Origin of the sequence: Intrasporangium calvum DSM 43043 (genome assembly GCF_000184685.1) — a bacterium.
Classification (GTDB): domain Bacteria; phylum Actinomycetota; class Actinomycetes; order Actinomycetales; family Dermatophilaceae; genus Intrasporangium; species Intrasporangium calvum.
Map to the genome: position 1 here is coordinate 1,984,385 of NC_014830.1, position 11,723 is coordinate 1,996,107.

Annotated in this window: 10 protein-coding genes; 6 read left to right on the plus strand and 4 right to left on the minus strand. The window is 71.4% G+C overall.

Translation table 11 applies throughout. The annotated features are described in order from the left end of the window. Window positions 1–1,350: an aminotransferase-like domain-containing protein gene (locus INTCA_RS08905; protein ID WP_013492585.1), complete on the minus strand. Its 1,350-nt coding sequence runs from the start codon at window positions 1,348–1,350 to the stop codon at window positions 1–3. 59 nt (window positions 1,351–1,409) lie between these two features. On the opposite strand from INTCA_RS08905, the gene INTCA_RS08910 reads away from it, so the two are divergent. Together INTCA_RS08910 and INTCA_RS08915 are read left to right on the plus strand one after the other, a co-directional pair. Further along, a complete protein-coding gene (locus INTCA_RS08910; protein WP_013492586.1) occupies window positions 1,410–2,921 on the plus strand; it encodes a CoA-acylating methylmalonate-semialdehyde dehydrogenase in 1,512 nt (503 codons plus the stop codon). Window positions 2,922–2,935: 14 nt separating this feature from the next. Further along, window positions 2,936–4,321: an aspartate aminotransferase family protein gene (locus INTCA_RS08915; protein ID WP_013492587.1), complete on the plus strand. Its 1,386-nt coding sequence runs from the start codon at window positions 2,936–2,938 to the stop codon at window positions 4,319–4,321. Window positions 4,322–4,440: 119 nt separating this feature from the next. Here INTCA_RS08915 and INTCA_RS08920 read toward each other — a convergent pair whose 3' ends face one another. After that, entirely contained in the window at window positions 4,441–5,280 is an 840-nt protein-coding gene (locus INTCA_RS08920; RefSeq protein WP_013492588.1) for a RecB family exonuclease, read from the minus strand. Window positions 5,281–5,369: 89 nt separating this feature from the next. Here INTCA_RS08920 and INTCA_RS08925 point away from each other — a divergent pair, with 89 nt between their 5' ends. The 4 genes from INTCA_RS08925 to arc all read left to right on the plus strand — a co-directional run bounded on the left by INTCA_RS08925 (window position 5,370) and on the right by arc (window position 10,177). Next, window positions 5,370–6,530: a site-2 protease family protein gene (locus INTCA_RS08925; RefSeq protein WP_013492589.1), complete on the plus strand. Its 1,161-nt coding sequence runs from the start codon at window positions 5,370–5,372 to the stop codon at window positions 6,528–6,530. A 175-nt stretch (window positions 6,531–6,705) separates the two neighbouring features. After that, window positions 6,706–7,128, plus strand: coding sequence for a single-stranded DNA-binding protein (locus INTCA_RS08930; RefSeq protein WP_013492590.1), 423 nt, complete (start codon window positions 6,706–6,708; stop codon window positions 7,126–7,128). Window positions 7,129–7,139: 11 nt separating this feature from the next. Then, window positions 7,140–8,249, plus strand: coding sequence for a tRNA (adenine-N1)-methyltransferase (locus tag INTCA_RS08935; protein ID WP_013492591.1), 1,110 nt, complete (start codon window positions 7,140–7,142; stop codon window positions 8,247–8,249). An 80-nt stretch (window positions 8,250–8,329) separates the two neighbouring features. Continuing rightward, window positions 8,330–10,177, plus strand: a complete 1,848-nt coding sequence (gene arc / locus INTCA_RS08940) for a proteasome ATPase (RefSeq protein ID WP_013492592.1) — start codon at window positions 8,330–8,332, stop codon at window positions 10,175–10,177. A gap of 97 nt (window positions 10,178–10,274) precedes the next feature. Here the strand turns inward: arc and INTCA_RS08945 are convergent, their stop codons facing one another. Then, a complete protein-coding gene (locus INTCA_RS08945; protein ID WP_174411512.1) occupies window positions 10,275–10,667 on the minus strand; it encodes a DUF3054 domain-containing protein in 393 nt (130 codons plus the stop codon). 4 nt (window positions 10,668–10,671) lie between these two features. Beyond that, window positions 10,672–11,661 carry a ribose-phosphate diphosphokinase gene (locus INTCA_RS08950; protein ID WP_013492594.1) on the minus strand — a complete coding sequence of 330 codons (990 nt, stop codon included), beginning with the start codon at window positions 11,659–11,661 and terminating at the stop codon, window positions 10,672–10,674. Between the last annotated feature and the right edge of the window lie 62 nt (window positions 11,662–11,723).

An 11,723-nucleotide genomic window follows, 5' to 3' on the forward strand; every position in this document is an offset into this window, starting at 1 on the left:
TCAGCGGTGCTGGGCGGACCACGCCGAGCTGCTCGCGGCGTCGGCGATCGCGTCAGCCACCTCGCGGTGGCCGGAGGTGATCAGACCGGTGGTGACCCGGATGTGCGGCTCCCCGTCACGGCTGTCGACGACGAACGGGCCACCTGGCGCGACCGCGATGCCCTCGCTCGCGAGCCGGAGCACAGCGGCCGACTCGTCCCGCACCGGAACCCAGATGTTGAGCCCGTCCGTCCCGGGCACCGAGATGCCGTGCTCGGCCAGCCGGGTGGTGACGAGTCCGCGGCGGCGGGCGTACTCCGCCCGGGCTGAGCGCACCTTGGCCGTGGACTGCGGATCCGTGAGCAGGGCCGCGAGGGCGCGCTGGAGCAGCCGGCTGCTCCAGCCCTGCCCCAGTGCCCTGGCGTGGCGGATCGGGGCGAGGAGGGGGGCCGGCCCGGTCAGTGCGGCGAGCCGCAGATCCGGGCCGTAGGACTTGCTGAAGCTGCGGATGTGCAGCACCTGGTCCGGGATCCACGCGCCGAGGCTCAGCGCTGGGGAGGAGGCGATGTCGCCGGCGGAGTCGTCCTCGATGACGAGGCAGGACGTCGGGGCCAGCAGGTTCGCGAGCCGCCTGGCGCGGGTGGGGGTGAGGGAGACGCCGGTGGGATTCTGGCCGCGCGGCTGGACGATGATGGCCGCCGGCCTGCGTCCGAGGCGGGCTGCGACGTCGTCGAGGTCAGGACCGCTGTGGTCGAGGCGGACGGGTTGGACCACCACTCCACGGTCCTCGAGGAGGTCGAGCAGGACGGGGAACCCCGGGCTCTCCACGACGACGCGGTCGCCGGCCCGCAGGAGAGTCCGGGTGATGAGGTCCAGCGCATCCATGGCCCCGTCGACGACGAGCAGGTCGTCCACGGGAGCCGGCCAGTCCGCCAGCAGGATGTCCCGAAGCTCGGGCAGGACGGGGTCGTCGAGGTAGCTGCTCGGGGCGATGGGTCCGTCCAGGCGGTCGAGCAGGTCGGCGAGATCCGGCAGCAGGGCGGGGTCGGGCACGCCGGTCGACAGGTCGAGGCGGTTGCCCGTCTCGCGACTGAGCGCGGTGGAGTACCGTTCGCCGCCACGGTTGGCCGGCGCCACCGTCGTACCGCGTCGCCCGTCCGAGCGGATGGCGCCGGAGCGAGCGAGCAGCTGCCAGGCGGCGCTGACCGTGGTGGGGGAGAGCATCAGCTCCTGGGCGACCTGTCGGATCGGCGGCAACCGGTCGCCGGGAGCGAGGACGCCGTCGCGGATGGCGACGGAGACCGCGTGCGCGAGTCCCTTGCTCGTCGGCGACTCCAGCCGTTCTTCCAGGCCTGAGAGCACGTCACGCATGTTTGTACTGTAGCGATCGCACCTTTGTATGGCTATCACCTGACACGTAATCTGAGCCCATGGACGACACGAACCCACCTGCCGCGCGCACGCTTGACCACTGGATCTCCGGAGCGCGCGTGTCCGGGACCTCGAGCCGCACCTCGCCCGTCTTCGACCCGGCCACCGGGCAGACGACCGCCATGGTCCCCCTCGCGTCCAAGGACGAGGTCGACGCCGCGGTGAAGACGGCCGTCGCGGCCGCGAGCGATTGGCGGCACAGCTCCCTGTCACGTCGGGCGGCCGTACTCTTCGCCTTCCGTGAGCTGCTGCACGCCCGGACGGACGAGCTCGCGGCGATCGTCACGTCCGAGCACGGCAAGGTCCTCTCGGACGCGGCCGGGGAGATCGCGCGGGGTCTCGAGAACGTCGAGTTCGCGACCGGCATCCCGCAGCTGCTCAAGGGCGGGTTCAGTGAGCAGGCGTCGGCGGGAGTGGACGTCTACAGTCTGCGGCAGCCGCTCGGTGTCGTCGCCGGCATCACCCCGTTCAACTTCCCTGTCATGGTGCCCTTGTGGATGTGCGCCAACGCCATCGCCTGCGGCAACGCCTTCATCCTCAAGCCGAGCGAGAAGGACCCCTCGGCCGCGCTCTTCCTCGCCGAGCTGTGGAAGGAGGCCGGCCTGCCCGACGGCGTCTTCACGGTCGTCCACGGGGACAAGGAGGCCGTCGACACGATCCTTGACCACGAGGACATCGCGGCCGTCAGCTTCGTCGGCTCGACCCCGGTCGCCAGGTACATCTACGAGCGCGGCACCGCCAACGGCAAGCGGGTCCAGGCCCTCGGCGGGGCGAAGAACCACGCCCTCGTCCTGCCCGACGCCGACATCGACCTGGCCGCCGACGCCATCGTCTCGGCCGCCTATGGCGCCGCCGGCGAGCGCTGCATGGCGCTGTCCGTGGCCGTGGCCGTCGGCGACGTGGCTGACGACCTCGTCTCGGCCATCCAGGAGCGGCTCCCGTCGCTCAGAGTGGGACCCGGGGCCGAGCCCGGCACCGACATGGGTCCGCTCATCACCCGCGAGCACCGCGACCGGGTGGCCGGGTACATCGGTGCCGGCGCAGAGGCCGGCGCGAAGGTCGTCGTCGACGGGCGCGAGCAGGCCGTGCCCGAGGGGGGCTTCTTCCTCGGGATGACGTTGCTCGACGAGGTGACGCCACAGATGACGGTCTACACCGACGAGATCTTCGGACCGGTGCTCTCGGTCGTTCGGGTCGCCACCTTCGACGAGGGGCTGGCCCTGATCAACGCGAACCAGTACGCCAACGGCACCGCCATCTTCACCCGGGACGGGGGCGCCGCCCGGAAGTTCAAGTCCGAGGTTCAGGTCGGGATGGTCGGGGTCAACGTGCCGATCCCGGTTCCCGTCGCCTACTACTCGTTCGGCGGCTGGAAGGACTCCCTCTTCGGCGACACGCACATGTACGGCCCTGAGGGGGTCAGCTTCTACACCCGCGGCAAGGTCGTCACGGAACGCTGGCCCGACCCGGCCACGTCGAGCGTCGACCTCGGCTTCCCCCGGACCCGTTGAGACGAGGAGGACCCATGACTCACACGACGACACCCACGGCCTCCTTCACCGAGCGGATGGCAGGCCTCGACGAAGCGGCCGTGCGCCGGCTCGACCGGGACCACGTCTTCCACTCGTGGTCCGCCCAAGCCCTGATCGACCCGCTCCCCATCGCCAGGGCCGAGGGGTCCTACTTCTGGGACCACGCCGGGAAGCGATACCTCGACTTCAGCTCCCAACTGGTCAACATCAACATCGGCTACCAGCACCCCAAGGTCGTCGCCGCCATCCAGGAGCAGGCCGCCCGGCTCGCCACGATCCAGCCGGCCTTCGCCAACGACGCGCGCAGCGAGGCCGCTCGGCTCATCGCCGAGGTCGCGCCGGAGGGGCTCGACCGGGTCTTCTTCACCAACGGCGGTGCCGAGGCGAACGAGAACGCCATCCGGATGGCCCGACTGCACACCGGCCGGCACAAGGTCCTGGCGACCTACCGCAGCTACCACGGAGCGACGGCGGGTTCGATCACCCTCACCGGCGACCCGCGCCGCTGGCCCTCGGAGCCCGGGCAGCCCGGCATCGTCCATTTCTGGGGCCCCTACACCTACCGCTCGGCGTTCCACTCGGAGACCGAGGAGCAGGAGCGCGAGCGGGCGTTGGCCCACCTGCGCGACACGCTCATGGTCGAGGGGCCGCACACCGTGGCCGCCATCATCCTCGAGACCGTCGTGGGCACGAACGGCATTCTCGTCCCGCCGGAGGGCTACCTGCAGGGTGTGCGGGCGATCTGCGACGAGTTCGGCATCATGCTGATCGCCGACGAGGTGATGGCCGGGTTCGGGCGCTGCGGCGAGTGGTTCGCCGTCGACCACTGGGGCGTGGTGCCCGACCTCATCACCTTCGCCAAGGGAGTCAACTCCGGCTACGTCCCGCTCGGCGGAGTCATCATCTCCGACCCGATCGCCGACACCTTCCAGGAGCGCGCCTACCCCGGCGGCCTGACCTACTCAGGGCACCCGCTCGCCTGCGCCTCGGCCGTCGCCTCCATCACCGCCTTCCACGAGGAGGGAATCGTCGACCACGCGCGGCGCCTCGGCGCGGACGTCATCGGCCCACGCCTGCGTGAGATCGCCGCGAAGCACGCCAGCGTCGGCGACGTCCGCGGGCTCGGCGTCTTCTGGGCCGTGGAGCTCGTCACGAACCGTGAGACCCGCGACCCGCTGGTGCCGTTCAACGCGGCCGGCGACGCCGCCAAGCCGATGGCCGCCTTCGCGGCGGCGTGCAAGGAGCGCGGCCTCTGGCCGTTCACCCACTTCAACCGGACCCACGTCGTGCCCCCCTGCACGACCACGGCGGAGGAGGCCGAGGAGGGCCTGGCCATCCTCGACGAGGCCCTCGACGTCGCCGACACCTTCACGCACTGACGACCGATCCCGACAGCAGCTCGTCCGCCGCGCCGCCGACGCACGCGGCGGACGAGCTGCTCTTGAGCTGGTGGAGCGTGGGGTGGCTTGGGCTGGAAGGGAACCCAGCGGCATACGGACTAGTCGTCGATCTCGACGAGACCGCTGGCGGACGGGTCGACCGCGCGGATGGCGGCGTCCTCCGGGAGGTCCGGGGGAGTGCCGCCCCACGCGGGGCACAGCGCCCGGTGCTCGCACCAGTCACACAGCCGGCTCGGACTCGGCTGCCAGTCGCCGAGCCGCGCAGCCCGCTCGATGGCCGCCCACAGCGCCTTGATCTTCCGCTCCACGGCCAGGAGGTCCTGCTCGTCCGGGCGGTAGCGCACGATCTCGCCGTTCCCGAGGTAGACCAGCTGCAGGAGCCGGGGCACCTCACCTCGCAGCCGCCAGAGCACGAGTGCGTAGAACTTCATCTGGAACAGGGCCTTGCCCTCGAACCGCTCGGAGGGCGACCGGCCCGTCTTGTAGTCCACGACCCGCATCGCCCCGTCCGGTGCCACGTCGAGACGGTCGACGTAGCCGCGCAGGACGAGACCGTCGATCTCCGTCTCGACGTACAGCTCCCGCTCGGCGGGCTCGAGCCGGGTGGGGTCCTCCAGGCCGAACCAGGTCTCGAGCAGCGACCCCGCGCCGGAGAACCACTCGTCGGTGCGTCCGTCGTGCTCAGCCAGGAGCGAGAGCATCTCCGGCTCCTCCGCAGCGATCCGCTCCCACTCCTGCGGCACCAGCCCGACCGCCGCCTCGAGGGTGCGCTCGGACGTGGGCAGGTCGAAGAGCCGCTCGAGGACCGCGTGCACCAACGTCCCGCGTGCCGTGGCCGCCGTCGGCGGCGACGGAAGCTTGTCGATGACGCGGAAGCGGTAGAGCATCGGGCACGTCATGAAGTCGGAGGCGCGACTCGGCGACAGGGCGGAAACCATGAGCCCGACTGTAGGGCGAGGGTCCGACACCGCCCACGGCACACGCCGCGAGCCAGCGTCAGGGGCCACGCCCGCATAGGCTTCCCGTCATGACCTCACCTGCGCCGGACGACTCCCGACACCACGGGTGGCGCATCGGCACCATCGCCGGGTCGCCCGTCTACATCGCCCGGTCATGGCCGGTCATCGCGGTGCTCATCATCGCGGTCTTCGGACCGGCGCTCGGCCGGTCCGACCGCAGCGCCTCCTACGGCTACCTCGTCGCGGCCGGCTACGCCGGGCTCCTCCTCGGCTCCGTGCTCGTCCACGAGGCGGCGCACGCCTTGGCGGCCAGGGCCAGGGGTCACTCGGTCGGGCGGATCGTCGCGGACGTGTGGGGCGGGCACACCGTCTACGACGCGACCCGTTCGTCGCCCGGGACGACGGCGATCGTCGCCGTCGTCGGCCCGCTGTCCAACCTCGCGCTGGCGGTCCCGGCGTGGGCGGCTGGGACGACGGTGACCAACGAGACCGCCGCGACCCTCCTGCTCATCGTCGCGCGGGCCAACCTTCTCGTCGGCCTGTTCAACCTGCTGCCGGGACTCCCGTTGGACGGCGGCCAGATCGTCAGCGCGCTCGTCTGGCGCGTCACCGGCCGCAAGGGCGCCGGACTCGTCGCCGCCGGCTGGCTCGGGCGGGCGATGGCGGTCGCCACGGTCCTGTGGTTCGCCGGACTCCCCCTCCTCGAGGGGGAGGGGATCGCGTTGTTCCAGATCGTCTGGCCGGTCGCCATCGCCTTCTTCCTCTGGCAGGGCGCGACCCAGGCCATCCGGGCCGGCGCCATCACCGACGCGACCTCCGGCCCGGTCGAGTCCGTCCTGGAGCCGGTGCTGCTCCTGCCGGCGAGCGACTCCTTGGCGGACGTGCACCGCCGGGCAGCCGGGGCCGGCGCCGAGTCGACCTGGCTGGTGGCAACGGACGACGGCGGTTGGCCCTTCGGCCTGTTCGACCCCGCTGCGGCAGGCGAGGTCCCCCCGGGTGCAGCGGCGACCACACCGCTCGGCGCCGTCGTGACTTCCCAGCCCGCGGACTGGGTGGTCTCGCTCGCGCCGGACGCCGTGCTCACCGAGCTGGTGCGAGCCATGAGCGAACGCAACCTCCCGGTGGCGGTGGTGGTCGACGAGACCACCCGGCGCGTCAGGGGCCTGGTGACCGCGGAGCGCATCAACACCGTCGTCGGCTCGGCCCTCGCCCGCCGACGGCGCGCCTGACCGGGGGGACCGCACTCTCGGCCTCCCGACGGACGGGTGCTGACGTTCCTCCATCCACATCCCCTCGGCGCCGAGCCGGTCGTCCACAGCCGCGGCCGCAGTCGAAGCACGCATGACGGGCATGACGCACGCTCCTCAGTACCCGCCCACCCGGGCCGACGAAGGGAGCACAGCGATGGCGAGACAGCACCGAGCAGCGACGCCGGGCGAGAGTGGCCCGGAGGCCGGCAGGCCCGGTCCCGGACGGAACGAGGTGGCCCTGAGCGGTCGGCTCAGCGCTGCTGCGGAGGAGCGGGTCCTCCCGAGCGGTGACACCCTGGTCACCCTCCGCATCGTCGTCCCCCGGGCCGAGGCGACGACCCGCGCTGGTGGCCGCACCGGCGAGCGACGCCCCGGTCAGGTCGACACCATCGACGTCGTCTGCTGGAGTGCCCGGACCCGGCGCACCGCACTGCGCCTCGAGCCCGGCGCCGGCATCGACGTCGAGGGCTCGCTCCGCCGGCGCTTCTTCGCGACTCCGGGCGGGCGACAGAGCCGGTACGAGGTCGAGGCGCGGACGCTGCGGCGCGGGCACGGGACCGGCGCGAACGACACCTAGACTTGCCTCCCATGACCGAAGCCGACGTGGCCACGACCCGACCAGCGCCCAGCACCGCCCACCACCGGCGCGGCGTGTTCGAGGTCGGCGAGCGAGTCCAGCTCACCGATCCCAAGGGCCGGCTGCACACCATCACCCTCGAGCCGGGCCGCGAGTTCCACACCCACCGCGGCTTCCTGCGCCATGACGACCTGATCGGCGCCCCGGACGGTTCCGTCGTCACCAACACCGCGGGCGTCGAGTACCTCGCGCTGCGCCCGCTGCTCAGCGACTACGTCATGTCGATGCCCCGCGGTGCCGCCGTGGTCTATCCCAAGGACGCGGGCCAGATCGTGCAGATGGCAGACATCTTCCCCGGAGCGACCGTGGTCGAGGCCGGCGTCGGCTCCGGCGCGTTGTCGATGTCCCTGCTCCGTGCCGTCGGCGAGCACGGACGGGTGCTGTCCTTCGAGCGCCGGGAGGACTTCGCGGAGATCGCCCGCGGCAACGGTCGGGCCTTCTTCGGCGGCGACCACCCCGCATGGACCATCACGGTGGGCGACCTCGTCGAGGCGCTGCCTCGCACGGTGGAGGCAGGGACGGTGGACCGCGTCGTGCTCGACATGCTGGCCCCGTGGGAGTGCCTCGACGTCGTCGCGGAGGCCCTGCTGCCCGGCGGCGTCCTCATCTGCTACGTCGCGACGACGACCCAGCTGAGCCGCGTCGCCGAGGGGATCAGGACCCATGGTGGCTTCACCGAGCCCAGCGCCTGGGAGTCCCTGGTCCGGGGCTGGCACCTCGAGGGTCTGGCGGTGCGCCCCCAGCACCGCATGCACGGGCACACGGGCTTCCTCGTCACGACCCGCCGCCTGGCCCCGGGCGTCGTCCCCCCGGAGCGCAAGCGTCGGCCGGCCAAGGGTGCCTATGGCCCCACGGAGGGTACGGGAGAGGGGAGCGGCCCCGACGAGGGGTCCGGCTCACCGTTCGAGTCCGACCGCCCCACCCAGGTGTCCGGCTCGATCGCCGCGACCGATGTGCCCGCAGCCGCCTGGACCCCGGAGGCCCTCGGCGAGCGGGTCAAGAGTGACAAGACGATCCGCCGACTTCGCCGATCCGTGGCTGAGACGTCCGAGGATCTGTGACCCCTCGGGGTTAGGGTCGAAGGGTCACGACCCCTCGCGCACCGACGCAGGGGTCAGCGTGGCGGATGAGGAGGCCCGAGATGACCGACGACAGCAGGAACGAGGAGGCCCGGGCCCACGGGCTCGGAGACCCCGGATCGGCTGCGGAGACGAGCCCGCGTTCCGAGCCGATCAGCCCAGTGCGGGGCGCCGACGGTGCCCCAGCGACAGCAGCCGGTCCCGGGCGTGCGGACCGTGAGCTCGAGGCGCTGAGGAGCGAGGTGCGGGCCCTTCGCGACGCCGCCCGGACCTCTCCGCAGCAGTCCCGCGAGCTGGAGGCCCGCCTCAGCCACCTCCAGTCGTCCCTCCAGTCGCTCTCCACGCAGAACGAGCGGCTCGTGCGCACGTTGAAGGAGGCTCGCGAGCAGATCATCACGCTCAAGCAGGAGGTCGACCGGCTCGCCCAGCCGCCCAGCACCTACGGGCTCATTCTCGACGCGCCGACCGAGGGATCCGTCGACATCCTCACCGGCGGCCGCAAGATGCGCGTGGCCGTGAGCCCGTCCGTGGCGCCGGAGGACCTCGCGCTGGGCCGCGAGGTGATGCTCAACGAGGCCCTCAACGTCGTCTCGGCGCACGGGTACGAGCGCGTCGGCGAGGTCGTCACCGTCAAGGACAAGCTCGGCGACGACCGGGTGGTCGTCGTCACGCACGGCGACGAGGAACGGGTGTGCCGCATCGCGACGCCCCTGCTCGGCGAGCGGATCCGCGTCGGTGACTCGCTGACTCTCGACTCTCGGTCCAACTTCGTCCACGAGCTGATCCCCAAGCTCGAGGTGGAGGAGCTCGTCCTCGAGGAGGTGCCGGACGTCGCCTACGAGGACATCGGTGGCCTCGCCGGCCAGATCGAGCAGATCCGCGACGCGGTGGAGCTGCCCTTCCTGCACCCAGAGCTGTTCAAGGAGCACGCCCTCAAGCCGCCGAAGGGTGTCCTGCTCTACGGGCCGCCCGGCTGTGGCAAGACACTCATCGCCAAGGCCGTCGCCGCCTCGCTGGCCCGCCAGGTCGCGGAGCGGTCCGGCAAGGAGACCGAGAAGGGCTACTTCCTCAACATCAAGGGCCCCGAGCTGCTCAACAAGTACGTCGGTGAGACCGAGCGGCACATCCGCCTCATCTTCCAGCGGGCCCGCGAGAAGGCCTCCGACGGCACGCCCGTCGTCGTCTTCTTCGACGAGATGGACTCGCTCTTCCGGACCCGTGGCTCCGGCGTGTCCAGCGACGTGGAGACGACGATCGTCCCGCAGCTCCTCGCCGAGATCGACGGGGTGGAACGGCTCGAGAACGTCATCGTCATCGGCGCCTCGAACCGGGAGGACATGATCGACCCGGCGATCCTGCGGCCGGGACGTCTCGACGCGAAGATCAAGATCGAGCGGCCGGACGCCGAGAGCGCCCGGGACATCTTCAGCAAGTACCTCGTCACCTCCCTCCCGCTGCACGAGCACGACCTCACGATCCACGGCGGTGACCGGGATGCCACGGTGGAGGCGATGATCACCGCGGCCGTCGAGCGGATGTACTCCGAGACGGAGGAGAACCGCTTCCTCGAGGTGACCTACCAGGGCGGCGACAAGGAGATCCTCTACTTCAAGGACTTCAACTCGGGCGCGATGATCCAGAACATCGTCGACCGGGCGAAGAAGCTCGCGATCAAGGACTTCCTCCTGACGGGCCAGAAGGGCATCCGGGTCGAGCACATCCTCGCCAGCTGCGTCGACGAGTTCAAGGAGAACGAGGACCTGCCCAACACGACGAACCCCGACGACTGGGCCCGGATCAGCGGCAAGAAGGGCGAGCGCATCGTCTACATCCGGACCCTCATGAAGGGCAAGGAGGGCACGGAGCCCGGCCGCTCCATCGCCACGGCCAACACCGGGCAGTACCTGTGACCCCACCCTCCGCCGGGCCGGCACCCAAGGGGCGCTCCCGACGCGAGCCGGCTCAGCGGCATACGGCAGATGACGGCGTATGCCGCTGAGCTCGCTCTCAGGGCCCGGCCCGGCGGGTGCCGCGCGGGCTCGCGAGGAAGCGCCAGCCGACGAGCAGCACCGCCAGGACGACTGCGGCCACCGCGACAAAGGCCCAGGCGACGCTGCCCAGCACGACGACGCGCAGCAGCATGCCGATGACGAGGGTCGAGAACCACACCGTGATGCCCGGCCCCACCTCGAGCGGCCACGACCCGCGGCGAGCCCGCACGACGAGCCAGCCGACCGCCGCGCCGAGGAGGAACGGGCTCGCCGTGGCGAGCACCCCACCCGGGGACAGCCCCTCGTCGTGGGAGGACCGTCCGATGACCGCGAAGACCACCACGAGCACGACGTCGAGGGCGAAGGCCACCACAGGATGGCGCCAGTAAGGCCGCTGTGTCGCCGTCACGGCGTCAGGCGAGCGTCTCGAAGGGCAGACGCGCCTGTGGGGGAGCGTAGGCGGGGTCGACGCCCTCGAAGAGGGACGACACCGACCGGCCGTGGTGGATCCGGTCGATCGCCTCGGCGAGCAGCGCCGCCACCGACCGCACCCGCAGCTCGGGCCACCCCACGGGAGGCGGGACGGTGTCGGTGGTCACGACCTCGGTGACGAACGGGTGCCCGCGGAGCCGCTCGACGGCCTTGCCGGCGAACAGCCCGTGGGTGCACACGACCGTCGCCTCGGTGGCCCCGGCGTCGCGAAGGCGGTCCATCAGCTCGAGCATCGAGCCGCCCGTCGCGATCTCGTCGTCGAGGATGATGGCCCGGCGCCCCGCGACGTCGCCCACGATCGAGTCGATCACCACCTCCTCGTCGGAGATGCGCCGCTTCGAGCCGGCTGCGACCGGCAACCCCAGGAGCCGGGCGAACTGGCTGGCGACCTTGGCGTTGCCGAGGTCCGGGCTGACGACGACGCAGTCCTTGAGGTCGGACCCGCGGAAGTGGTCGGCCAGGACGCCGATGGCGGTCAGATGGTCGACCGGCATGGAGAAGAAGCCGTGCACCTGCGGGGCGTGCAGCGCCATGGTGAGGACCCGGTGGGCACCGGCCGTGCCGATCATGTCGGCGACGAGCCGGCCGCCGAGCGAGATCCGGGAGGCATCCTTCTTGTCCGAGCGAGCGTAGGCGTAGTGCGGCATGACCGCGGTGATCTGGGCGGCGGACGCCCCGCGCGCCGCATCGATCATCAGGAGCAGCTCCATCAGGTGCTCCTGCGTGGGCGGCACGAGCGGTTGGACGAGGTAGACGTCACGGAGCCGACAGTTCTCGAGGAGCTGCGCCTGGAGGCAGTCGTTGCTGAAGCGCTTGATGTCGACAGGGGCGCGGTTGACACCTAGGTGGGCGCAGATCCGGTCGGCGAGGGCGGGGTGGGCGGAGCCGCTGAAGACGACCACGTCTTTCACTGGTGATCCCCTCTCGAGGTTCGCGTGTGCCTCGACGATAGTCGACCTGCCGGCCCGCCGCC